26 protein-coding genes, 9 tRNA genes and 3 rRNA genes are annotated in these 23,736 nt (G+C 41.3%); 36 read left to right on the top strand and 2 right to left on the bottom strand.

All coding sequences use genetic code 11. From position 1 onward, the window contains the following. Positions 1-11 precede the first annotated feature (11 nt). The 21 genes from rpsE to JFT95_RS25860 all read left to right on the top strand — a co-directional run bounded on the left by rpsE (position 12) and on the right by JFT95_RS25860 (position 13,625). Positions 12-512 carry a 30S ribosomal protein S5 gene (gene rpsE, locus JFT95_RS25760; RefSeq protein ID WP_002009759.1) on the top strand — a complete coding sequence of 167 codons (501 nt, stop codon included), beginning with the start codon at positions 12-14 and terminating at the stop codon, positions 510-512. A gap of 13 nt (positions 513-525) precedes the next feature. Then, positions 526-708: a 50S ribosomal protein L30 gene (gene rpmD / locus JFT95_RS25765; protein ID WP_002009757.1), complete on the top strand. Its 183-nt coding sequence runs from the start codon at positions 526-528 to the stop codon at positions 706-708. Between the two features lie 33 nt (positions 709-741). Next, positions 742-1,182, top strand: coding sequence for a 50S ribosomal protein L15 (gene rplO / locus JFT95_RS25770; RefSeq protein ID WP_002009754.1), 441 nt, complete (start codon positions 742-744; stop codon positions 1,180-1,182). Further along, positions 1,182-2,483, top strand: coding sequence for a preprotein translocase subunit SecY (secY, locus tag JFT95_RS25775; protein WP_002124688.1), 1,302 nt, complete (start codon positions 1,182-1,184; stop codon positions 2,481-2,483). The genes rplO and secY overlap by 1 nt, the downstream gene beginning before the upstream one ends. Positions 2,484-2,537: 54 nt before the next feature. Further along, the gene (locus JFT95_RS25780; protein WP_002009751.1) at positions 2,538-3,188 is read left to right on the top strand and encodes an adenylate kinase; all 651 of its coding nucleotides are present in this window, start codon (positions 2,538-2,540) and stop codon (positions 3,186-3,188) included. Then, positions 3,188-3,934 (top strand): type I methionyl aminopeptidase, encoded by a 747-nt coding sequence (gene map, locus JFT95_RS25785; protein WP_000582542.1) that lies wholly within the window; start codon positions 3,188-3,190, stop codon positions 3,932-3,934. The genes JFT95_RS25780 and map overlap by 1 nt, the downstream gene beginning before the upstream one ends. Before the next feature lie 68 nt (positions 3,935-4,002). Continuing rightward, positions 4,003-4,221, top strand: a complete 219-nt coding sequence (infA, locus tag JFT95_RS25790) for a translation initiation factor IF-1 (protein WP_001029884.1) — start codon at positions 4,003-4,005, stop codon at positions 4,219-4,221. A 35-nt stretch (positions 4,222-4,256) separates the two neighbouring features. After that, positions 4,257-4,370, top strand: a complete 114-nt coding sequence (gene rpmJ / locus JFT95_RS25795) for a 50S ribosomal protein L36 (protein ID WP_000868344.1) — start codon at positions 4,257-4,259, stop codon at positions 4,368-4,370. Positions 4,371-4,391: 21 nt separating this feature from the next. Further along, positions 4,392-4,757, top strand: coding sequence for a 30S ribosomal protein S13 (gene rpsM, locus JFT95_RS25800; protein WP_002009746.1), 366 nt, complete (start codon positions 4,392-4,394; stop codon positions 4,755-4,757). A gap of 24 nt (positions 4,758-4,781) precedes the next feature. Further along, positions 4,782-5,171, top strand: a complete 390-nt coding sequence (gene rpsK, locus JFT95_RS25805; protein WP_002009745.1) for a 30S ribosomal protein S11 — start codon at positions 4,782-4,784, stop codon at positions 5,169-5,171. Between the two features lie 180 nt (positions 5,172-5,351). Then, positions 5,352-6,296 carry a DNA-directed RNA polymerase subunit alpha gene (locus JFT95_RS25810; protein ID WP_002029340.1) on the top strand — a complete coding sequence of 315 codons (945 nt, stop codon included), beginning with the start codon at positions 5,352-5,354 and terminating at the stop codon, positions 6,294-6,296. Positions 6,297-6,331: 35 nt separating this feature from the next. Then, positions 6,332-6,694, top strand: a complete 363-nt coding sequence (gene rplQ, locus JFT95_RS25815; RefSeq protein ID WP_000331490.1) for a 50S ribosomal protein L17 — start codon at positions 6,332-6,334, stop codon at positions 6,692-6,694. A gap of 104 nt (positions 6,695-6,798) precedes the next feature. Further along, positions 6,799-7,641 carry an energy-coupling factor ABC transporter ATP-binding protein gene (locus tag JFT95_RS25820; protein ID WP_002029339.1) on the top strand — a complete coding sequence of 281 codons (843 nt, stop codon included), beginning with the start codon at positions 6,799-6,801 and terminating at the stop codon, positions 7,639-7,641. After that, positions 7,617-8,498: an energy-coupling factor ABC transporter ATP-binding protein gene (locus JFT95_RS25825; RefSeq protein ID WP_002124690.1), complete on the top strand. Its 882-nt coding sequence runs from the start codon at positions 7,617-7,619 to the stop codon at positions 8,496-8,498. Before JFT95_RS25820 ends, JFT95_RS25825 begins: the two co-directional genes overlap by 25 nt. After that, on the top strand, positions 8,486-9,280 hold the full coding sequence (locus JFT95_RS25830) for an energy-coupling factor transporter transmembrane component T family protein (RefSeq protein ID WP_002124692.1): 795 nt from the start codon (positions 8,486-8,488) through the stop codon (positions 9,278-9,280). Before JFT95_RS25825 ends, JFT95_RS25830 begins: the two co-directional genes overlap by 13 nt. Positions 9,281-9,294: 14 nt before the next feature. Next, positions 9,295-10,038 (top strand): tRNA pseudouridine(38-40) synthase TruA, encoded by a 744-nt coding sequence (gene truA, locus JFT95_RS25835; protein ID WP_002169325.1) that lies wholly within the window; start codon positions 9,295-9,297, stop codon positions 10,036-10,038. 152 nt (positions 10,039-10,190) lie between these two features. Next, complete coding sequence (gene rplM, locus JFT95_RS25840; protein WP_002029337.1) at positions 10,191-10,628, top strand: 50S ribosomal protein L13; 438 nt, start codon at positions 10,191-10,193, stop codon at positions 10,626-10,628. 21 nt (positions 10,629-10,649) lie between these two features. Continuing rightward, positions 10,650-11,042, top strand: coding sequence for a 30S ribosomal protein S9 (gene rpsI, locus JFT95_RS25845; protein ID WP_002009728.1), 393 nt, complete (start codon positions 10,650-10,652; stop codon positions 11,040-11,042). 162 nt (positions 11,043-11,204) lie between these two features. Beyond that, positions 11,205-11,633, top strand: coding sequence for a DUF2521 family protein (locus JFT95_RS25850; RefSeq protein ID WP_002029335.1), 429 nt, complete (start codon positions 11,205-11,207; stop codon positions 11,631-11,633). Between the two features lie 66 nt (positions 11,634-11,699). Further along, complete coding sequence (gene cwlD / locus JFT95_RS25855; RefSeq protein ID WP_002009721.1) at positions 11,700-12,413, top strand: N-acetylmuramoyl-L-alanine amidase CwlD; 714 nt, start codon at positions 11,700-11,702, stop codon at positions 12,411-12,413. A gap of 144 nt (positions 12,414-12,557) precedes the next feature. Next, a complete protein-coding gene (locus JFT95_RS25860; protein ID WP_002029334.1) occupies positions 12,558-13,625 on the top strand; it encodes an Mrp/NBP35 family ATP-binding protein in 1,068 nt (355 codons plus the stop codon). Positions 13,626-13,678: 53 nt separating this feature from the next. Here JFT95_RS25860 and gerD read toward each other — a convergent pair whose 3' ends face one another. Beyond that, positions 13,679-14,293: a spore germination lipoprotein GerD gene (gene gerD, locus JFT95_RS25865; RefSeq protein ID WP_002009716.1), complete on the bottom strand. Its 615-nt coding sequence runs from the start codon at positions 14,291-14,293 to the stop codon at positions 13,679-13,681. A 139-nt stretch (positions 14,294-14,432) separates the two neighbouring features. Between gerD and kbaA the strand changes: the two genes are divergently transcribed. Next, positions 14,433-15,044: a KinB signaling pathway activation protein KbaA gene (gene kbaA / locus JFT95_RS25870; RefSeq protein ID WP_002124701.1), complete on the top strand. Its 612-nt coding sequence runs from the start codon at positions 14,433-14,435 to the stop codon at positions 15,042-15,044. A 124-nt stretch (positions 15,045-15,168) separates the two neighbouring features. Here kbaA and pdaB read toward each other — a convergent pair whose 3' ends face one another. Continuing rightward, on the bottom strand, positions 15,169-15,933 hold the full coding sequence (pdaB, locus tag JFT95_RS25875; protein ID WP_002029332.1) for a polysaccharide deacetylase family sporulation protein PdaB: 765 nt from the start codon (positions 15,931-15,933) through the stop codon (positions 15,169-15,171). 192 nt (positions 15,934-16,125) lie between these two features. Here pdaB and JFT95_RS25880 point away from each other — a divergent pair, with 192 nt between their 5' ends. From JFT95_RS25880 to JFT95_RS25945, 14 genes are all read left to right on the top strand, one after another. Next, the gene (locus tag JFT95_RS25880) at positions 16,126-16,344 is read left to right on the top strand and encodes a hypothetical protein (protein WP_002139933.1); all 219 of its coding nucleotides are present in this window, start codon (positions 16,126-16,128) and stop codon (positions 16,342-16,344) included. Between the two features lie 224 nt (positions 16,345-16,568). Continuing rightward, positions 16,569-18,120 (top strand): 16S ribosomal RNA (locus JFT95_RS25885). Positions 18,121-18,266: 146 nt separating this feature from the next. After that, positions 18,267-21,188 (top strand): 23S ribosomal RNA (locus JFT95_RS25890). A 91-nt stretch (positions 21,189-21,279) separates the two neighbouring features. Further along, a 5S ribosomal RNA gene (gene rrf, locus JFT95_RS25895) occupies positions 21,280-21,395 on the top strand. The 16S, 23S and 5S rRNA genes sit together here with 9 tRNA genes alongside, the layout of an rRNA operon. 9 nt (positions 21,396-21,404) lie before the next feature. Next, positions 21,405-21,479 (top strand) — tRNA-Asn (locus JFT95_RS25900). A 4-nt stretch (positions 21,480-21,483) separates the two neighbouring features. Continuing rightward, positions 21,484-21,556: transfer RNA gene (locus JFT95_RS25905), tRNA-Thr, on the top strand. Positions 21,557-21,579: 23 nt separating this feature from the next. Then, positions 21,580-21,654 (top strand) — tRNA-Glu (locus JFT95_RS25910). Positions 21,655-21,659: 5 nt separating this feature from the next. Next, a tRNA-Val gene (locus JFT95_RS25915) sits at positions 21,660-21,735 on the top strand. Between the two features lie 16 nt (positions 21,736-21,751). Further along, positions 21,752-21,835 (top strand) — tRNA-Tyr (locus tag JFT95_RS25920). 65 nt (positions 21,836-21,900) lie between these two features. After that, positions 21,901-21,975 (top strand) — tRNA-Gln (locus JFT95_RS25925). A gap of 5 nt (positions 21,976-21,980) precedes the next feature. Beyond that, positions 21,981-22,056 (top strand) — tRNA-Lys (locus tag JFT95_RS25930). A 5-nt stretch (positions 22,057-22,061) separates the two neighbouring features. Further along, positions 22,062-22,133: transfer RNA gene (locus JFT95_RS25935), tRNA-Gly, on the top strand. Positions 22,134-22,143: 10 nt separating this feature from the next. Beyond that, positions 22,144-22,216, top strand: a tRNA-Ala gene (locus JFT95_RS25940). 124 nt (positions 22,217-22,340) lie between these two features. Next, positions 22,341-23,486 (top strand): glycerate kinase, encoded by a 1,146-nt coding sequence (locus JFT95_RS25945; protein ID WP_078185454.1) that lies wholly within the window; start codon positions 22,341-22,343, stop codon positions 23,484-23,486. Positions 23,487-23,736 lie beyond the last annotated feature (250 nt).

Genomic DNA, 23,736 nt, shown 5'->3' on the forward strand with positions numbered 1-23,736 from the left:
AGGGAAAATTGATGCAACGCATTGACCCAAGTAAATTAGAACTTGAAGAACGTGTAGTTACGATAAATCGTGTCGCGAAAGTTGTTAAGGGTGGTCGTCGTTTCCGCTTTGCTGCACTAGTTGTAGTTGGCGATAAAAACGGTCATGTTGGATTCGGTACTGGTAAAGCACAAGAGGTACCAGACGCAATCCGTAAAGCTATCGAAGACGCTAAGAAAAACCTAATCGCTGTACCATTAGTTGGTACAACAATTCCTCACACAATCAACGGTCATTTTGGAGCTGGTGAAGTATTCTTAAAACCTGCTGCTGAGGGTACTGGTGTTATTGCTGGTGGACCTGTTCGTGCGGTACTAGAATTAGCTGGTGTACAAGATATTCTTTCGAAATCTCTTGGTTCTAACACACCAATCAACATGATTCGCGCTACTGTGAACGGATTAAGCGAACTTAAGCGCGCTGAAGATGTTGCAAAATTACGCGGTAAATCTGTAGAAGAGCTACTAGGTTAAGGAGGGAAAACAAATGGCGAAAAAGTTAGAAATTACCCTCACTCGTAGTGTAATTGGTCGTCCACAAGATCAACGTGCGACGGTAGAAGCTTTAGGTCTTAAAAAGTTGAATTCAACTGTAGTTAAGGAAGAAACTCCTGCTATTCTTGGTATGATCAACAAAGTTTCTCACCTTATCTCTGTAAAAGAAGCTTAAGGATAACTCATTAATATAAGGAGGTGCCTGGGAATGAAACTTCATGAATTAAAACCTGCAGAAGGTTCTCGTAAAGTACGTAACCGTGTCGGTCGTGGTATCGGTTCTGGTAACGGTAAAACTGCTGGTAGAGGTCATAAAGGACAAAACGCACGTTCTGGCGGCGGTGTTCGTCTTGGCTTCGAAGGTGGTCAAACTCCACTATTCCGTCGTTTACCAAAACGCGGCTTCACAAACATTAACCGTAAAGAGTTTACTATTGTAAACTTATCAACGTTAAATCGTTTTGAAGATGGTACAGAAGTAACACCTGAATTATTGCTGGAAACTGGCGTTATCAGCAAATTAAACGACGGTGTTAAAATTCTTGCAAGCGGAGCAGTAGAGAAAAAATTAACTGTTAAAGCGCACAAGTTCTCTTCAAGTGCTAAAGAAGCAATTGAAGCAGCTGGCGGATCAGTTGAGGTGATCTAATGTTTCGTACAATCTCCAACTTTATGCGCGTTGCTGAGATAAGACGTAAAATATTATTCACTTTAGCGATGTTAGTCGTATTCAGGATTGGCACGTTTATCCCAGTGCCATTTACAAATGGAGACGTACTGAAAGCACAAGATCAATTAAATGCCTTAGGTATCCTAAATACATTTGGCGGTGGCGCCTTGAAAAACTTCTCCATCTTCGCGATGGGAATCATGCCGTATATTACAGCATCCATCATCGTGCAATTATTGCAGATGGATGTTGTTCCTAAATTTTCGGAATGGTCGAAGCAAGGCGAAATGGGCCGTCGTAAACTAACGCAATTCACGCGTTATTTTACAATTGTTCTTGCGTTTATTCAGGGGTTTGGTATGTCAATCGGTTTTAACGGTATGGTAGGTGGGCAATTAATTTTGAATCCAGGTTGGAGCACTTATTTATACATTGCTACGGTACTGACTGCTGGTACTGCATTTTTAATGTGGTTAGGTGAACAGATTACAGCTAAAGGTGTAGGTAATGGTATTTCCATTCTTATCTTTGGCGGTATTGCCGCAGCGATCCCAAGTGTTATATCTCAAGTGTATCAACAACAGTTTCAAAATATCGGAGATCAATTGTTCATGAGTATCGTTAAAGTTGCATTGATTTTACTAGCTGTGCTAGCGGTTATTGTTGGTGTTATTTTCATTCAACAGGCTGTTAGAAAGATCCCAATTCAATACGCGAAGCGTGTAACAGGAGGGAATGGGAATCATGCTGGAGCACAAAACACTCATTTACCACTTAAGGTAAATAGTGCGGGTGTTATTCCAGTCATTTTTGCTGTTTCATTCTTAATTACGCCTCCAACTATTGCACAGTTCTTCCCGAAACATGATGTGTCGCAGTGGATTATTGCAAACTTTAACTATTCTCACCCAGTGGGAATGATCATATATGTTGCGCTCATTGTAGCCTTCACATATTTCTATGCATTTGTTCAGGTTAATCCAGAGCAAATGTCAGAGAATCTAAACAAGCAAGGTGGATATGTTCCAGGTATTCGTCCGGGTAAGAATACAGAACAATATCTAACAAAAATCTTGTATCGTTTGACCTTTGTGGGATCAATTTTCCTAGCAGCGATTGCAATCCTACCAGTTATCTTTACGAAATTGGGAAATCTTCCTCCATCTGCACAGATTGGTGGAACGAGTATGTTAATCGTTGTCGGCGTTGCTTTAGAAACAATGAAGCAGCTAGAAAGCCAATTGGTAAAACGCCATTACAAAGGGTTTATCAAGCAGTGAGTAAGTGGGAAGAACTGTCTTCCCTACATGCTCATGTACTGAGGGGGAACAAGGATGAACTTGATTTTAATGGGGCTTCCTGGTGCTGGTAAAGGTACACAAGCCGAACAGATTATTGCCAAGTATAACATCCCTCACATCTCAACAGGAGATATGTTCCGTGCAGCTATGAAGGCTGAAACTGAACTTGGTTTACAAGCAAAATCTTTTATTGATAAAGGTGCGCTTGTTCCAGATGAAGTTACAATTGGAATTGTTCGTGAACGTTTAAGTCAGGAAGACTGTATTAAAGGCTTCTTATTAGATGGTTTCCCACGAACTGTTGCACAAGCATCAGCTCTTGAAGAGATTATGAAAGATCTTGGCAAAAAAATCGACTATGTTTTAAACATTAATGTGGATTCAGGGTTGTTATTAAAACGCCTTACAGGCCGTCGCATTTGTAAAGAATGCGGTGCGACTTACCACTTAGAATTCAATCCGCCAGCAAAAGCTGATGTGTGCGATAAATGTGGTGGCGAATTATATCAACGCTCTGATGACAATGAAGAAACTGTAGCAAATCGTTTAGATGTAAATATTAAGCAAACAAAACCTTTGCTTGATTTCTATGAGGAGCTTGGCTACTTACAAAGCATTAATGGTGAGCAAGATATCAATAAAGTATTTGCTGATATCGATGTTCTCATCGGAGACTTAGCGTAATGATCATCTGCAAAACTCCTCGCGAGATAGAAATCATGCGAGAAGCTGGCAGGATCGTTGCTTTAACTCATCAAGAGTTGAAACAACATATTACTCCAGGAATTACAACGAAAGAGCTCGATCAAATAGCGGAAAAGACGATTCGAAAATATGGTGCTACGCCATCTTTTAAAGGATACAACGGATTTCCGGGGAGCATTTGTGCTTCTGTAAATGAAGAGCTTGTACACGGGATTCCAGGGAAGCGTAAGCTCGAAGAGGGCGATATCATCAGTATCGATATTGGTGCGAAATACAATGGGTACCATGGTGATTCTGCATGGACGTATCCAGTTGGAAACATTTCTGAATCTGTTCAAAAGCTACTTGATGTCACAGAAAAATCGTTGTATCTTGGTCTAGAACAAGTAAAACCAGGCGAAAGATTATCAAATATCTCGCATGCTGTTCAAACACATGCTGAAGAGAATGGGTTCTCGATCGTTAGGGAGTATGTTGGTCACGGAATCGGGCAAGACTTACATGAGGACCCTCAAATCCCGCACTATGGTCCACCAAATAGAGGCCCTAGATTAAAGCCGGGAATGGTCATCTGTGTTGAGCCGATGGTGAATCAAGGAAGACGATATGTAAAAACACTATCTGATGACTGGACAGTGGTAACGGTAGATGGTAAATGGTGTGCCCATTTTGAGCACACGATTGCTCTTACAGAAGCAGGATACGAAATCCTTACCACTTTATAAGTAGCTGGCTCTCCGGGATTTCAGAGCAGTGTAAAATGTTACTGATTTGAAGAAGGGAGAACTATTGAATGGCTAAAGATGATGTAATTGAAGTCGAAGGTACCGTTCTTGAAACGTTGCCAAATGCTATGTTCAAAGTAGAATTAGAGAATGGGCATGTCGTATTGGCTCACGTTTCTGGTAAAATCCGTATGAACTTCATTCGTATTTTACCAGGAGACAAAGTTACGGTAGAATTATCTCCGTACGATTTAAATCGTGGTCGTATTACGTACCGTTTTAAATAATATAGCACTCCGTAATCTTTAAGGAGGTTCGAGACATGAAAGTAAGACCGTCAGTTAAACCAATCTGCGAAAAATGTAAAGTTATTCGTAGACGTGGAAAAGTAATGGTTATTTGTGAAAACCCTAAACATAAACAAAAACAAGGTTAATCAGAAGGAGGTGCATTCAAAATGGCACGTATCGCAGGTGTAGATATTCCTCGTGACAAGCGCGTTGTTATTTCTTTAACTTACGTATTCGGCATTGGTCGCACAACTGCTGAAAAAATTCTTACAGAAGCTGGTATTTCTTCGGAAACACGAGTTCGTGATTTATCGGAAGATGAATTAGGACGTATCCGTGATATCATCGATCGTATTAAAGTTGAGGGAGACCTTCGTCGTGAAGTATCTCTTAACATTAAACGTCTAATGGAGATCGGTTCTTACCGTGGTCTTCGTCACCGTCGTGGTTTACCAGTTCGTGGTCAAAACTCTAAAAACAATGCTCGTACACGTAAAGGTCCACGTCGTACAGTAGCAAATAAAAAGAAATAATAAGTAAAGGAGGTTGAACTAACAATGGCACGTAAAACAAACACTCGTAAAAAACGTGTGAAAAAGAATATTGAAGCTGGTATAGCTCATATTCGTTCTACTTTCAACAACACAATCGTAACACTTACAGATACTCATGGTAACGCACTTTCTTGGTCTAGTGCTGGTGCACTTGGTTTCCGTGGATCTCGTAAATCTACTCCATTCGCTGCGCAAATGGCTGCTGAAGCTGCTTCTAAAGTTGCAATGGAGCATGGTTTAAAAACTTTAGAGGTTACTGTTAAAGGTCCTGGTGCTGGTCGTGAAGCTGCAATTCGTGCTCTTCAAGCGGCAGGTCTAGAAGTAACAGCAATTAGAGATGTTACTCCAGTTCCTCATAATGGATGTCGTCCACCAAAACGTCGTCGTGTGTAATTTTTCTGTATAGAATTTTCCCTTTTGTCTATAATGGATATGATGCATTATCGAGAAATTTCGTACAGAAACATCGCTTGTTGTGCACAATCGGGAACTGCCTAAGGGGGACTTTCGGTTAAACAGAGGTTCTTCCTTTGTTTAACCGGGGTTTCGACGTTTTGAAGGAGGGTTTAGTTAATGATTGAAATCGAAAAACCGAAAATCGAAACGGTTGAACTTAACGAAGATGCTAAGTATGGCAAATTCGTGATTGAACCGCTTGAGCGTGGATATGGTACTACTTTGGGTAACTCCTTACGTCGTATTCTTTTATCCTCACTCCCTGGTGCCGCTGTAACTGCTATCCAAATCGATGGCGTTTTACACGAATTTTCAACAGTTGAGGGCGTAGTAGAAGACGTTACGACGATGATCTTAAACTTGAAAAAGTTAGCTCTTAAAATCTACTCTGATGAAGAGAAGACGTTGGAAATCGATGTACAGGGCGAAGGTATTGTCACAGCTGCTGATATTACTCACGATAGTGATGTTGAAATCTTAAATCCAGATTTACACATTGCGACGTTAGCAAAAAATGCGCATTTCCGCATGCGTTTAACTGCAAAGCGTGGCCGTGGGTATACGCCAGCTGATGCAAATAAAAGCGAAGATCAACCAATAGGAGTAATTCCTATTGATTCTATTTATACTCCAGTATCACGTGTGACTTACCAAGTGGAAAAGACACGTGTCGGACAAGTGGCTAATTATGATAAGCTTACGCTTGATGTATGGACGGATGGAAGCATCGGGCCAAAAGAAGCTATCTCTTTAGGTGCCAAAATCTTAACTGAGCATTTAAATATCTTTGTTGGTTTAACTGACGAAGCACAAAATGCTGAGATTATGGTCGAGAAGGAAGAAGATCAAAAAGAAAAAGTTCTTGAGATGACTATCGAAGAACTAGATCTTTCTGTTCGTTCTTATAATTGCCTAAAACGTGCAGGAATTAATACTGTACAAGAGCTTGCGAACAAAACAGAAGAAGATATGATGAAAGTTCGTAACTTAGGACGTAAATCCTTAGAAGAAGTTAAACATAAACTTGAGGAATTAGGTTTAGGTTTACGTAAAGACGACTGAGGATTTAAACCCATCAACAAAGGAGGGAACTACGAATGGCATACAGAAAATTAGGCCGTACAAGTGCGCAACGTAAAGCTATGTTACGTGATTTAGCTACTGATTTAATTATCAACGAGCGCATCCAAACGACAGAAACTCGTGCAAAAGAACTTCGTTCTGTAGTGGAAAAAATGATCACTTTAGGTAAACGCGGAGATCTTCATGCTCGTCGTCAAGCAGCAGCTTTCATCCGTAATGAGGTTGCTAATGCTGAGACTGGTCAAGATGCACTTCAAAAATTATTCGCTGATGTAGCTCCACGCTATGCTGAGCGCCAAGGCGGATACACTCGTATTGCAAAAATTGGTCCACGTCGCGGAGACGCAGCACCAATGGTAATTATCGAGTTAGTATAATGATGATTAAAAGGGCAGGACAGTTCTTTTCAAGTAACTGGTCATGGCCCTTTTTTTTTAAGTATAAAAATAGGCTAACTTGACGAAAGAAAGGGTGCCTTGTATTGAAAAAAGAGAAACTTCGGACAGAAAATATATCATTTCAATATCCTGGGGCAGCCTCTTATGCATTAAAAGATGTTTCGTTTTCCTTATATGAAGGAGAATGGGTATCTGTTATTGGACAAAATGGTTCAGGGAAGTCTACACTTGCAAAATTATTGAATGGCTTATTTTTACCGGAATCAGGGAAAATTACTTTAAATGATACAATGATTTTATCAGAGGAAACAGTATGGGATGTTCGAAAGCAAATTGGCATGGTATTTCAAAATCCAGATAATCAATTTGTTGGAACGACAGTACAAGATGACGTTGTATTCGGCCTAGAGAACATCGGAATGCCAAGGGAGCAGATGATAGAAAGACTAGAACAAGCTCTGCAACTTGTCCGTATGGAAGATTTTTTAAATGAAGAACCCCATTCGTTATCTGGTGGACAAAAGCAGCGAGTCGCAATAGCAGGTGTTTTAGCACTTCAACCATCTATTTTAATACTAGATGAAGCAACTTCAATGTTAGACCCTCAGGGGAGACGTGAAGTAGTAGAAACGGTCAGACAACTTGTTGATCAAAAGGGTATTACGGTGTTATCGATTACGCACGATTTAGAAGAAGCGGCACAGTCAGACCGTATTATTATTTTGAACAAGGGAGAAATATTAGAGGAAGGTACTCCAGAGCAAATTTTCAAATCCTCTCATATGCTCCAAGAGATTGGATTAGATGTACCTTTTTCGGTGAAAATAGCAGAATTATTAAAAAGAAATGGAATTCACTTGCAAAATACGCATCTTACAATGGAAAGCTTGGTGAACGAACTTTGGAGATTACATTCCAAAAAGTAGAACATCGTTATCAATATAAAACTCCATTTGAAAGACGCGCACTTTATGATGTAGACGTGTCGTTTCCAAGTGGGGGCTATTATGCCATTATCGGTCATACTGGTTCAGGTAAGTCGACGATGATTCAACATTTAAATGGTTTATTGCAGCCGACAAATGGTACGGTTCAAATTGGTGAACATTTAATTTCAGCAGGGAAGAAAGAGAAAAAGCTTAAGCCGCTACGAAAAAAAGTAGGGGTTGTCTTTCAGTTTCCAGAACATCAACTATTTGAAGAAACAGTTGAAAAGGATATTTGTTTTGGACCGACTAATTTTGGTGTATCTGAAGAAGAGGCAAAACAAAAGGCGAAAGATGCAATCCAGCTTGTTGGATTGGACATAGAGTTATTAGCACGTTCTCCGTTTGAATTAAGCGGTGGGCAAATGAGGCGTGTTGCAATAGCAGGCGTACTAGCGATGGAACCCGAAGTGCTTGTATTAGATGAACCTACAGCAGGGCTTGATCCAAAAGGACAGCACGAGCTCATGGAGATGTTTTACAATTTGCATAAGGAACAGGGGCTTACAGTCATTCTTGTTACCCATAATATGGAGGATGCCGCTAAGTATGCAGATCAAATAGTGGTCATGCATAAAGGAACGGTCTTTTTGCAAGGAAGAGCAGAGGAAGTATTTTCATATGCTGATGAATTAGAACAAATCGGTGTGGATCTTCCAATGTCTTTAAAGTATAAACGTGCAATTGAAGAGAAGTTTGGTATTTCAATTTCGAAGGCTACCTTATCTTTAGAGGATCTTACTCATGAAGTTGTACAGGTGTTACGAAAAGGTGGTCATGAATCATGCAGCAGTTGATTATTGGGAGATATATTCCAGGTCAGTCACTCATTCATCAACTTGATCCTCGTACGAAGCTGTTGATTGTCTTTTTATATGTATTTGTTGTTTTCTTAGCAAATAATGCGATTTCATATGGATTTTTATTTTTATATGCACTCATTGCTTTATTTTTTGCAAAAGTGCCGATTCGTTATGTACTTTCGGGCTTAAAACCAATTCTGTGGATTTTTCTTTTTACATTTTTCCTGCATATTTTTACAAATAAAGAAGGGGAAGTACTATTCCAGCTTGGTTGGTTTTCGATACATGAAAAAGGATTAGAGCAAGGGATATACATTTCTATACGATTCTTCGTTATTATTTTAATGACGACATTATTAACGTTAACGACGACACCTATTGAAATTACAGATGGGTTGGAGACGTTATTAAAGCCGTTCAAGCGTATAAAAGTTCCTGTTCATGAAATCGCATTAATGATGTCAATTTCACTACGTTTTATCCCGACATTAATGGATGAAACGAGTAAAATTATGAAAGCACAAGCGTCACGTGGCATTGATTTCGCTGGGGGACCGATAAAAGATAGGATGAAAGCTATTATCTCACTACTCGTTCCATTATTTATCAGTGCTTTTAAGCGTGCAGAGGACTTAGCGATTGCGATGGAATCTCGTGGATATAAAAGTGGCGAAGGACGTACTAAATTTAGGCAACTACGCTGGAAAATAAGTGATACAGTAACAATTGTAAGCTTACTTTGTTTAGCTTGTATTTTGGCATGGGTGCGGTCGTAATGGAGAATAGAGAAATGGAAAGAATAAAATGTACAGTTGCATATGATGGCATTCATTTTTGTGGTTACCAAATTCAACCACAGCATCGGACTGTTCAACAAGAAATAGAGAAAGCATTGCAGAAGTTGCATAAAGGAGAACTTGTTCGTGTGCAGGCATCAGGCAGAACGGATTCTACCGTTCACGCCAAAGGACAAGTGATACACTTTGATACACCTTTGTCTCTTGAAGAGTGGCAATGGAGTAATGCTTTAAATACAATGTTGCCGGATGATATTATTATCAGGCAGGTAGAGAAGAAAACAGAAGAATTTCATGCACGTTACGGTGTCGAGAAAAAAGAATATCGCTATCGTGTATTATTATCAAAGACTGCGGATGTATTCCGTAGAAATTACGTATATCAATATCCATATCCACTCGAAATAAACTCTATAAGAAAAGCGATTCCTTATTTTATTGGAACGCATGACTTTACTTCTTTTTGTTCGGCAAAAACTGACAAAAAAGATAAAGTACGAACAATTTATGAAATCGAATTAATTGAGCAAGACGATGAATTAATTTTTCGCTTTGTAGGTAATGGATTTTTATATAATATGGTCAGAATTATTGTTGGTACGTTACTTAGCGTAGGTCAAGGAAAGCTTGATCCGGATAGTATTCCAGAGATTTTAGCGAAACAAAATCGCCAGTTTTCTGGAAAGATGGCTCCAGGTCATGGACTTTACTTATGGCAGGTAAACTATAACAACTAATCCTGGTGTAACATTTGCTTGACATTAGAAACTCAAAAGTATATCATAACATATGGTATTGTTTCTAAAACCACGATTAGCCCCGGAAGGAAATCGTGTTTAAGATAAACAATAGATTTTTTCTATGGAAAAGATAACGAGGAGGGAAACACATGCGTACGACTTTTATGGCAAAAGCTAACGAAGTTGAGCGTAAATGGTATGTGGTTGATGCTGAAGGTCAAACTTTAGGTCGCCTATCTACTGAAGTAGCATCCATTTTACGTGGTAAACACAAACCAACATTTACACCACACGTTGACACGGGTGATCATGTAATTATTATTAACGCTGAGAAAATTCATTTAACAGGTAATAAATTAAACGATAAAATTTACTACCGTCACACTAACCACCCAGGTGGACTTAAGCAAAGAACAGCTCTAGAAATGCGTACAAACTACCCTGTACAAATGTTAGAGCTTGCAATTAAAGGCATGCTTCCAAAAGGACGTTTAGGACGTCAAGTGTCTAAGAAATTAAACGTGTATGCTGGAGCAGAGCATCCACACCAAGCACAACAACCAGAAGTTTACGAACTTCGCGGATAATTAATTAAAGGAGGGCTTACTTTGGCACAGGTTCAATACTATGGCACTGGACGTCGTAAGAGTTCAGTAGCGCGCGTACGCCTAGTTCCAGGCGAAGGACGCGTTATTATTAACGGTCGTGATTTTGAAAACTATATCCCATTTGCTGCATTACGTGAAGTAGTGAAACAACCTCTAGTTGCAACAGAAACTTTAGGTAACTACAATGTACTTGTAAACGTAAATGGTGGTGGATACACTGGTCAAGCTGGTGCTATTCGTCACGGTATTTCTCGCGCTTTATTAAAAGCTGATCCAGAATACCGTCTAACATTAAAACGTGCGGGTCTATTAACTCGTGATGCACGTATGAAAGAGCGTAAAAAATACGGTCTTAAAGGCGCACGTCGTGCACCTCAGTTCTCAAAACGTTAATTTTTGCGAACTACAAACCCCAACCATTTTGGTTGGGGTTTTTTTATGTTTAATTCTTCTTTTGTAATTTTTTTAGCTTGGAATATTTTAGTGCTACCGTCCTACGTATGCTTCTTCTTTAGAAGTTTAGACTAATACGTATTAGGGAGGTTTATAAGTACTATGAATGTCATTGTCAGCTTACAAGAAAAACAAAAAGAAAAGCAGTTAAAATACGAGCGGAAGATGCTGCGAGAATTATCATTAAAAACATTGCGTTTAAATATTCGTGATGCCTTTCAAATGCAAGAACTTCATCGTCAGTATGAAGATTATTGCATTGAACTAGGGATAGAATCTTATTTATTAGGAGCGAGATACAGTAAATTTGGTTATCATGGCGAATCATTCTTTGATGTGAAATATAGGGCTTTAGAAGAAGAACAACAATTAACTGAAACGTTATTTCAATTTTTAACGAGTATGACTATACGTGAAATTAAGTTGCAAGACGAGGAATTGCTTTTTGAATCTTGCCAGCAGTTTATCGGCTTGTGGTGGCAGGAAGGCTATGAAAAAGGCGAAAGAAGATATCGATTAAAGCTACACTAAGACAAGCATAAACTTTCCTCTTGTCCCATATAAGTAATTAGAGGGACTAGCTGGAGGAGGAAAGGTATGAAGAGAATTCGAATTATCTCTTTTGCGCTCGCTGCGGTTGTTTTGTTTTTTTTAGTTAAACAAGAATTTCAAATTACAAAATCGTGGCGAGCTTGGAATTTACCCTTATCAGGGAAAGTGATTGTACTAGATGCTGGGCATGGTGGGCCAGACGGAGGGGCTGTTGGTGGAAAGGATATTGTAGAAAAAGATATTACACTTGAGATTACAAAAAAGGTACAAGATTATTTACAAGAACAAGGTGCTTTAGTTATTTTAACGCGTGAAGGAGATTATGATTTAGCTAATAAAGATACAAAGTCATATAGTAGACGTAAAGCAGAGGATTTAAAAAAGCGTGTTGAGATCATTAATAAGCCTGATGTAGACTTTTTTGCGAGTATTCATTTAAATGCCCTAACTAGTAGTGGATCTAAGGGCGCACAAACGTTCTACTATCGTTCTTCGATTGAAAATGAACGGGCTGCGAAATTTATACAAGCTGAATTGAGAACAAGCTTAGAAAATACGAATCGTTCTGCTAAAACAATTCCTCACGTGTATTTATTGAAGTATGCCAAAACACCAGGTGCTTTAATTGAGGCTGGCTTTTTATCGAATGTGAATGAAAGATATATGTTAAATTCGGAGAAATACCAACAAAAAGTAGCTGCTGCAATATATCGTGGTATATTACGTTATTTTACGGAAAAAGGAAATCCTCCAGAATAAGGAGGATTTTTTCGAGTTTCTCTCGTTAACGAAGTTTTCCGAAAATATGTTATACTGGAAATGTAAACGCATTTATTTCAAAAATAAAGATAGATAAATTTAATTAACAATACGTTATTTTTCATACAGGGGGCTGGGCTAATTATGGTAACAAAAGAGCAGGTAGTGGAAGCATTGGAAGGGATTGTAGATCCGTTTATACATAAAACGTTAAAAGAAACAAATGCAATTAAAGAGGTGACAGTCAAGCCTGAGAAGGAACATGTAAGTGTTAAAATTGCAATTGTAAAGACGGGTACAGCGGAACAAATGCAGTTGCAGTCTGGAATTGTAAAGTTAGTAAAAGAACTTGGAGCAACAACAGTTGGACTTCGTTTTGCAGAATTTACAGAAGAGGAATTAGCTCAGTTTGCACCACCGCAAGAGGAAGAGAAAAGTGAATCCTTATTATCACCGAACTCAAATACAACATTTTTAGCAGTGGCAAGTGGAAAAGGTGGAGTAGGGAAATCAACTGTTTCTGTTAACCTTGCAATTGCTTTAGCTCGTTTAGGCAAAAAGGTTGGTATCATCGACGCGGATATTTACGGTTTTAGTGTACCGGATATGATGGGTATAGAAAAACGTCCAATCGTAAGAGGTGATAAGATAATACCAGTGGAGCGTCTAGGCGTGAAAGTAATCTCAATGGGATTCTTTGTAGAAGATAACGCACCTGTTATTTGGAGAGGACCGATGCTTGGGAAAATGTTAAATCACTTTTTCACAGAAGTAGAGTGGGGTGATTTAGATTACTTAGTATTGGACCTACCACCAGGTACGGGTGATGTTGCTTTAGATGTACATTCGATGTTGCCGGCTTGTAAAGAGATTATTGTAACAACGCCGCATCCAACAGCGGCATTTGTAGCAGCGCGCGCTGGAGCCATGGCTTTACGTACAGAACATAGTATTCTTGGTGTTGTTGAAAATATGGCGTATTTTGAAAGTAAAGCAACTGGTGAAAAAGAGTATGTGTTTGGAAGAGGTGGAGGAGATAAATTGGCTACGGAACTCCAAACGGATATACTTGGCCGAATTCCACTTCAACAACCTGATTGGAATAAAGAGGACTTTGCGCCGTCAGTATATGAAGATACACATACAACGGGTCTCATTTATCGTACGATAGCTGAGACAGTTATTGATAAAACAGCTGTCGCGCAAAACTAAAGTAGTAATGAGTGGACAATATATACATTGTCCACTCAGTGCTATAATTTTTATTATTGTTCTTTGTTCCCATCTTGAGAACCGCCTTCACCACCTGCGCCTTTCTTATCAGACCCGCCTTTTTCGGCTTTTTGTACACCTTTACTAATGATGTCAATCATCTTAGCTTGGAAGAGAGGACTTTCGGCAGTTTCAGTTAGTACTTGCTGTAAATATTGACGATATTCTTTACTCTTCATTGTTTGTAACATGATTTTCTCTACTTCAGGATTTTTCATAATCTCTATAACACCTGATTGGTATTCAGGATCTTTTAGTAAAGTTTTCATTAAGTTTGTTTGTTCTTTTCCCATACTTTTAGCAAATTTCGATGAGAACTCAGGGTCTTTAAAGAGCTTTTCCCAGAATTGTTGCCCTTTTTCAGATACCAGTGCATCTTCAATCGTTTTCTTTACTACTGTTTCATCTAGTATGAGTGCTTGTTTCATTTTTTCATCAGTTAATACATCTTGGATCGCTTTTTTTCCTTGATCGGTTTTTAAAATATCAACAATCATTTTTTTTGTTTGATCATAATCAAGTTCGGATTTTGCTTCTTTTTCTTGTGCACATGCCGCTAGTGCTATAAATAGAAAAGAAGAAATCAAAACGAGCAGCATCCGTTTCATAAGTTGGAGCTCCTTTCAGCAAAGTTCTCTTTTTTTAATATAAATCTCTTTAAGGAATTTATACATTAACATGGCTAGCTTTTTGAAATTGTCATTGTTACAATTTAATTAGAAATATAAGAATAATGGGGGATGTGTTGTGAATAGCCGCAAGTGGGTACGACTATTTTTTACGACGTTGTTTCTTGGTGGGATTAGCACAGTCTTTATTGGTTTTGTTTTAGAGTGGGACAAGTACGCTAAATTTTTTCAAAATTTCGACGGAAAAGAGATTTTAGCAATTTCCTTTTGGTTGATGGGCGTAGGGTTTATTTTTAGTGTTATAAGTCAAATGGGGTTCTTTGCGTATTTAACGATCCATCGTTTTGGATTAGGGATGTTTCGGTCATCTTCTTTATGGAATACAGTGCAACTGTTCTTTATTGCGTTCGTATTATTTGATTTCGTTTATCTAAGGTCAGTACTTGTTGCAAATGGGGAAGTTTCATTAGGGAATAACATACTTGTTGCTGGGATGTTATTTGTGTTTGGGGCAATTGTCGCTTATATAAAGAGTAAAGAAACGAATAAAAAAGCATTTGTTCCCGCTCTGTTCTTTATGGTTGTTGTAACAATTCTTGAATGGGTACCAGCGCTCCGGATTAATGATACAGATTGGTTATATTTAATGGTGATACCACTTTTATTATGTAATTCATATCAGTTACTTGTATTGCATCGTTTAATTGGACAAAAGAGTAAGTCAGCTTAATGAGGAGAGTGGATTTTTAATTATCCAGATTCTTATCGTCTGTAAATGCTAGGATAAAAAAGCTCTGCTATCTTAACAAAAGATAGCAGAGCTTTTTATGTGTGAAGAACCGTGTAGAAAGGAACTACTTAATATCTTCACTTTTTGTACTTGTGTTGGAAATAAGTTGTGATACAGATGTTTGTTCATATCCGTCGCTCTTTAATTTTTGTAAGAGTAATGGTAAAGCCTTATTTGTTTGAAGGGCAGAATCAGAAGCATGTAATAAGACGATATCTCCACCCTTTAAATTGCTAGAGACTGTGGAAATGATTTTATTTACGCCGGGATTTTTCCAGTCATTTGAATTGTTACTCCAATGAACGATGGTGTATCCGAGTGATTCCGCTATTTTAAGAGTTGTTTTGTTAAAATCGCCACTAGGTGGACGTAATAGCTTGACTTGTTTTACGCCAAGTTTCGTAAAAACATCTTGTGCCCGCAAAAGATCTCGTCGTATTTCATTTGCTTCTAGTGAAGTGTAGGATGTGTAATTATAGCCCATACTACCAATCTCATGTCCATCTTTCATGATGCGTTCGACAATATCAGGGTGTCTTTCAGCCCATGCAGCAGAGAGAAAGAAGGTTGCATTCTTAATTTCTCTTTCTTTGAGTGTATTAAGGATTGGAATAGCTTTTTTGTCCCCCCAGCTAATGTCAAACGTGAATGCAACTTGTTTTTTTGCAGTGTCCCCTTTGTAAATCACTTTAGGGCCAGTAGCAGTTGAAAAAGCAGATTCATGTGAATATGTTTTTAAAAAGAGTAGCCATGCTGTAAATAAGGAAAGTACGACTATTAAGCTAATGTGTTTAAATGTTCTTTTACTCGTAATAAAAAAGAAAAACATAATATTACGCCCCTTTGTCCAATCCTTTTCAGTTACATATATGCTTTAAATTTAAAAAAGAGAACAAGGGATTAATATCGTAAGTGGTGGATATAATGAGTGATAGAATTTTGTTTTTGGTGATACATTATTGATAATTGAAAATGAGTGGGGCGTTTATCGGTACACGTAAGGAGTTATTGAGGTGATAATTTGCTTGGGATTATGTTGACGAAGGAAGAGAAAAAAGAAATGGAATACATACTGAAGAGAGAGTTAGAGGAACTTTTATTTGATTTTGAAGATGAGCGTATACATAGCGTTGTAAAAAAGGCGATGGAAGAAAGGTATAAAATCATTTTTTGTTTATTTCGGAGAGTTGCTAATAGGGAAGAATGTATTCGTTATGTAAGAAAAAGAATTTTTTATTAAAAAGTGTTGACGCTAAGAGTAAGGATATGATAAATTAATAAACGTCGCTGATGCAGAAACGCAGAAAACGACAAAAAAGAAATTAAAAAACTTAGTTGACATCGAAAAATGAAGATGTTAACATAAGGAAGTCGCAAATGAGCGACTAAGTAGTTCTTTGAAAACTGAACGAAACAAACAACGTGAACGTCAATTTTTATTTTTAGATGCTAGACAAACTAACTTTATTGGAGAGTTTGATCCTGGCTCAGGATGAACGCTGGCGGCGTGCCTAATACATGCAAGTCGAGCGAATGGATTAAGAGCTTGCTCTTATGAAGTTAGCGGCGGACGGGTGAGTAACACGTGGGTAACCTACCCATAAGACTGGGATAACTCCGGGAAACCGGGGCTAATACCGGATAATATTTTGAACTGCATAGTTCGAAATTGAAAGGCGGCTTCGGCTGTCACTTATGGATGGACCCGCGTCGCATTAGCTAGTTGGTGAGGTAACGGCTCACCAAGGCGACGATGCGTAGCCGACCTGAGAGGGTGATCGGCCACACTGGGACTGAGACACGGCCCAGACTCCTACGGGAGGCAGCAGTAGGGAATCTTCCGCAATGGACGAAAGTCTGACGGAGCAACGCCGCGTGAGTGATGAAGGCTTTCGGGTCGTAAAACTCTGTTGTTAGGGAAGAACAAGTGCTAGTTGAATAAGCTGGCACCTTGACGGTACCTAACCAGAAAGCCACGGCTAACTACGTGCCAGCAGCCGCGGTAATACGTAGGTGGCAAGCGTTATCCGGAATTATTGGGCGTAAAGCGCGCGCAGGTGGTTTCTTAAGTCTGATGTGAAAGCCCACGGCTCAACCGTGGAGGGTCATTGGAAACTGGGAGACTTGAGTGCAGAAGAGGAAAGTGGAATTCCATGTGTAGCGGTGAAATGCGTAGAGATATGGAGGAACACCAGTGGCGAAGGCGACTTTCTGGTCTGTAACTGACACTGAGGCGCGAAAGCGTGGGGAGCAAACAGGATTAGATACCCTGGTAGTCCACGCCGTAAACGATGAGTGCTAAGTGTTAGAGGGTTTCCGCCCTTTAGTGCTGAAGTTAACGCATTAAGCACTCCGCCTGGGGAGTACGGCCGCAAGGCTGAAACTCAAAGGAATTGACGGGGGCCCGCACAAGCGGTGGAGCATGTGGTTTAATTCGAAGCAACGCGAAGAACCTTACCAGGTCTTGACATCCTCTGAAAACTCTAGAGATAGAGCTTCTCCTTCGGGAGCAGAGTGACAGGTGGTGCATGGTTGTCGTCAGCTCGTGTCGTGAGATGTTGGGTTAAGTCCCGCAACGAGCGCAACCCTTGATCTTAGTTGCCATCATTAAGTTGGGCACTCTAAGGTGACTGCCGGTGACAAACCGGAGGAAGGTGGGGATGACGTCAAATCATCATGCCCCTTATGACCTGGGCTACACACGTGCTACAATGGACGGTACAAAGAGCTGCAAGACCGCGAGGTGGAGCTAATCTCATAAAACCGTTCTCAGTTCGGATTGTAGGCTGCAACTCGCCTACATGAAGCTGGAATCGCTAGTAATCGCGGATCAGCATGCCGCGGTGAATACGTTCCCGGGCCTTGTACACACCGCCCGTCACACCACGAGAGTTTGTAACACCCGAAGTCGGTGGGGTAACCTTTATGGAGCCAGCCGCCTAAGGTGGGACAGATGATTGGGGTGAAGTCGTAACAAGGTAGCCGTATCGGAAGGTGCGGCTGGATCACCTCCTTTCTATGGAGAATTGATGAACGCAGTTCATCAATAAACGTTGACTTGTTTTGTTTCGTTCAGTTTTGAGAGAACTATCTCTCAAGTTTAAATGTATGTTCTTTGAAAACTAGATAACAGTGTAGCTCATATTTTTTTAATTTTAGTTTGGTTAAGTTAGAAAGGGCGCACGGTGGATGCCTTGACACTAGGAGTCGATGAAGGACGGGACTAACGCCGATATGCTTCGGGGAGCTGTAAGTAAGCTTTGATCCGAAGATTTCCGAATGGGGAAACCCACTATACGTAATGGTATGGTATCCTTACCTGAATACATAGGGTATGGAAGACAGACCCAGGGAACTGAAACATCTAAGTACCTGGAGGAAGAGAAAGCAAATGCGATTTCCTGAGTAGCGGCGAGCGAAACGGAATCTAGCCCAAACCAAGAGGCTTGCCTCTTGGGGTTGTAGGACATTCTATACGGAGTTACAAAGGAACGAGGTAGACGAAGCGACCTGGAAAGGTCCGTCACAGAGGGTAATAACCCCGTAGTCGAAACTTCGTTCTCTCTTGAATGTATCCTGAGTACGGCGGAACACGTGAAATTCCGTCGGAATCTGGGAGGACCATCTCCCAAGGCTAAATACTCCCTAGTGATCGATAGTGAACCAGTACCGTGAGGGAAAGGTGAAAAGCACCCCGGAAGGGGAGTGAAAGAGATCCTGAAACCGTGTGCCTACAAATAGTCAGAGCCCGTTAATGGGTGATGGCGTGCCTTTTGTAGAATGAACCGGCGAGTTACGATCCCGTGCGAGGTTAAGCTGAAGAGGCGGAGCCGCAGCGAAAGCGAGTCTGAATAGGGCGTTTAGTACGTGGTCGTAGACCCGAAACCAGGTGATCTACCCATGTCCAGGGTGAAGTTCAGGTAACACTGAATGGAGGCCCGAACCCACGCACGTTGAAAAGTGCGGGGATGAGGTGTGGGTAGCGGAGAAATTCCAATCGAACCTGGAGATAGCTGGTTCTCCCCGAAATAGCTTTAGGGCTAGCCTTAAGTGTAAGAGTCTTGGAGGTAGAGCACTGATTGAACTAGGGGTCCTCATCGGATTACCGAATTCAGTCAAACTCCGAATGCCAATGACTTATCCTTAGGAGTCAGACTGCGAGTGATAAGATCCGTAGTCAAGAGGGAAACAGCCCAGATCGCCAGCTAAGGTCCCAAAGTGTGTATTAAGTGGAAAAGGATGTGGAGTTGCTTAGACAACTAGGATGTTGGCTCAGAAGCAGCCACCATTTAAAGAGTGCGTAATAGCTCACTAGTCGAGTGACTCTGCGCCGAAAATGTACCGGGGCTAAATACACCACCGAAGCTGCGAATTGATACCAATGGTATCAGTGGTAGGGGAGCGTTCTAAGTGCAGTGAAGTCAGACCGGAAGGACTGGTGGAGCGCTTAGAAGTGAGAATGCCGGTATGAGTAGCGAAAGACGGGTGAGAATCCCGTCCACCGAATGCCTAAGGTTTCCTGAGGAAGGCTCGTCCGCTCAGGGTTAGTCAGGACCTAAGCCGAGGCCGACAGGCGTAGGCGATGGACAACAGGTTGATATTCCTGTACCACCTCTTTATCGTTTGAGCAATGGAGGGACGCAGAAGGATAGAAGAAGCGTGCGATTGGTTGTGCACGTCCAAGCAGTTAGGCTGATAAGTAGGCAAATCCGCTTATCGTGAAGGCTGAGCTGTGATGGGGAAGCTCCTTATGGAGCGAAGTCTTTGATTCCCCGCTGCCAAGAAAAGCTTCTAGCGAGATAAAAGGTGCCTGTACCGCAAACCGACACAGGTAGGCGAGGAGAGAATCCTAAGGTGTGCGAGAGAACTCTGGTTAAGGAACTCGGCAAAATGACCCCGTAACTTCGGGAGAAGGGGTGCTTTCTTAACGGAAAGCCGCAGTGAATAGGCCCAAGCGACTGTTTAGCAAAAACACAGGTCTCTGCGAAGCCGTAAGGCGAAGTATAGGGGCTGACACCTGCCCGGTGCTGGAAGGTTAAGGAGAGGGGTTAGCGTAAGCGAAGCTCTGAACTGAAGCCCCAGTAAACGGCGGCCGTAACTATAACGGTCCTAAGGTAGCGAAATTCCTTGTCGGGTAAGTTCCGACCCGCACGAAAGGTGTAACGATTTGGGCACTGTCTCAACCAGAGACTCGGTGAAATTATAGTACCTGTGAAGATGCAGGTTACCCGCGACAGGACGGAAAGACCCCGTGGAGCTTTACTGTAGCCTGATATTGAATTTTGGTACAGTTTGTACAGGATAGGCGGGAGCCATTGAAACCGGAGCGCTAGCTTCGGTGGAGGCGCTGGTGGGATACCGCCCTGACTGTATTGAAATTCTAACCTACGGGTCTTATCGACCCGGGAGACAGTGTCAGGTGGGCAGTTTGACTGGGGCGGTCGCCTCCTAAAGTGTAACGGAGGCGCCCAAAGGTTCCCTCAGAATGGTTGGAAATCATTCGTAGAGTGCAAAGGCATAAGGGAGCTTGACTGCGAGACCTACAAGTCGAGCAGGGACGAAAGTCGGGCTTAGTGATCCGGTGGTTCCGCATGGAAGGGCCATCGCTCAACGGATAAAAGCTACCCCGGGGATAACAGGCTTATCTCCCCCAAGAGTCCACATCGACGGGGAGGTTTGGCACCTCGATGTCGGCTCATCGCATCCTGGGGCTGTAGTCGGTCCCAAGGGTTGGGCTGTTCGCCCATTAAAGCGGTACGCGAGCTGGGTTCAGAACGTCGTGAGACAGTTCGGTCCCTATCCGTCGTGGGCGCAGGAAATTTGAGAGGAGCTGTCCTTAGTACGAGAGGACCGGGATGGACGCACCGCTGGTGTACCAGTTGTTCTGCCAAGGGCATAGCTGGGTAGCTATGTGCGGAAGGGATAAGTGCTGAAAGCATCTAAGCATGAAGCCCCCCTCAAGATGAGATTTCCCATAGCGTAAGCTAGTAAGATCCCTGAAAGATGATCAGGTTGATAGGTTCGAGGTGGAAGCATGGTGACATGTGGAGCTGACGAATACTAATAGATCGAGGACTTAACCATATAATATGAAGCTAATGTTATCTAGTTTTGAAGGAATATATATTTAAAATTCCTTTGGACATTCTCAAAAGAATGTGTATAATGATAAAAGTCTGGTAATGATGGCAGAGAGGTCACACCCGTTCCCATACCGAACACGGAAGTTAAGCTCTCTAGCGCCGATGGTAGTTGGGACCTTGTCCCTGTGAGAGTAGGACGTTGCCAGGCTTATATTATTCCGCAGTAGCTCAGCGGTAGAGCTATCGGCTGTTAACCGATCGGTCGTAGGTTCGATTCCTACCTGCGGAGCCATTATGCTTCCATAGCTCAGCTGGTAGAGTACTTCCATGGTAAGGAAGAGGTCACCGGTTCAAGCCCGGTTGGAAGCTTGGGAAAAGTTTTGTTTTTTTTTGGCCCGTTGGTCAAGTGGTTAAGACACCGCCCTTTCACGGCGGTAACACGGGTTCGAATCCCGTACGGGTCACCACTTTTGGAGGATTAGCTCAGCTGGGAGAGCACCTGCCTTACAAGCAGGGGGTCGGCGGTTCGATCCCGTCATCCTCCACCATATATTTTTAAATGTCGGAGGGGTAGCGAAGTGGCTAAACGCGGCGGACTGTAAATCCGCTCCTTTGGGTTCGGCAGTTCGAATCTGCCCCCCTCCACCATTTTCTTTAAAATAACCTGAGAGGGTTTATTTTTTTGAAAAGATAACCATACTAGTAAATATTAATGGGCTATAGCCAAGCGGTAAGGCAACGGACTTTGACTCCGTCATGCGCTGGTTCGAATCCAGCTAGCCCAGCCATTTACGAGCCATTAGCTCAGTTGGTAGAGCATCTGACTTTTAATCAGAGGGTCGAAGGTTCGAATCCTTCATGGCTCACCATTTTCGCGGAAGTAGTTCAGTGGTAGAATACAACCTTGCCAAGGTTGGGGTCGCGGGTTCGAATCCCGTCTTCCGCTTAATTACTAAGGGGCCTTAGCTCAGCTGGGAGAGCGCCTGCCTTGCACGCAGGAGGTCAGCGGTTCGATCCCGCTAGGCTCCATATAAATAGGAAAAGCTTACATCAAATGATGTAAGCTTTTTTTGTGTTTAAATTCCACTCAAAAAGGAAACTTTTCCGTATATCGTTTAAAATGAAAAAAGGGATTGAATAAGGGGGGATAATTATGAAAGTTGTCATTGCATCGGATTCATATAAAGAAAGCCTGAAAGCTATAGAGGTATGTGAAGCTATTGAAAGGGGCTTTGCAGCAGTTTTTCCTAAAGCAGAGTACGTTAAAGTACCAATTGGAGATGGAGGTGAAGGAACGGTCGAATCTCTTGTTGGTGCTACAATGGGGGGAATTATATCACTTAATGTGACAGGGCCGCTTGGGGAGAGTGTGCAAGCCTATTATGGTATGTCTAAGGATAAGGAGACAGCATTTATTGAAATGGCGGCAGCATCAGGATTACAACACGTTCCAATTGAAAAGAGAAACCCACTTATTACAACGACAAAAGGGACAGGTGAACTGATATTACATGCATTAGATCAAGGAGCTAAACACATTATTTTAGGGCTTGGAGGAAGTGCTACAAATGATGGTGGGGCAGGTATGTTGTCTGCTTTAGGCGTAGAGTTTATTAATAGGAAAGGTGAAGTAATTGAGCCCTCTGGAGGAACATTACATTTGATTACTGCTCTTAACCTTTCTCGTATGGATACACGTTTGAAGGATATAAAGCTAGAAGCAGCATGTGATGTCGACAATCCATTAGTTGGACCAAAGGGAGCATCTTTTGTATTTGGGAGACAAAAGGGTGCGAATGTAGAGATGATGAAAGAGCTAGACGGGAATTTAAAACATTATGCTAATATACTTAAACAGTACGTATCTTTTGATGTGTCCCTAATACCTGGTGCAGGGGCAGCTGGAGGAATGGGAGCCGCTGTCGTTGCAGTATTAAAGGGACAGCTAAGAAAAGGGATTGAAATTGTATTAGATTATATAAATTTTGATAAGTGTATAGAGGGTGCCGATCTTATTGTAACTGGTGAGGGAAGGATAGATGAACAAACAGCTTATGGAAAAGCTCCTGTTGGTGTCGCGAAGCGGGCGAAATGTCGTCATATTCCTGTAATTGCTATTGGTGGATCTGTATCCTCGAATTATACGACTGTTTACGAAAAGGGAATTGATGCAGTGTTTAGTATTACGGCTAGCCCAATGACATTAGAAGAAGCATATAAAGCGGCAGAAGAGAATATCGAAATGACAGCAAAAAATATTGCAGCAGTGTGGAAACTAGCATCAGAAAAACGCTTCTAAGTGTAGAAGTGTTTTTTAAATTCAGTTATTTGAGGATATTTTGTGTAATTCTAGGTATTGATGGAGAAAGGCACGGATAAAAATATTAGCTGATAGAAAAGTTAGTTGGTTCATTAAGTTAACTTTATACATAGAATAGTTTAAAAATCGGGAATCCAACGTAAATATAAGTGAATAAAATGTATATCCATGCAGAAAAATGTCGAGTTGAGTCAGACTATATAAAAGATTTAAAATATTTAGTGAAGGC

It is taken from the genome of Bacillus sp. TH17 (genome assembly GCF_016651125.1).
Lineage (GTDB): Bacteria > Bacillota > Bacilli > Bacillales > Bacillaceae_G > Bacillus_A > Bacillus_A mycoides.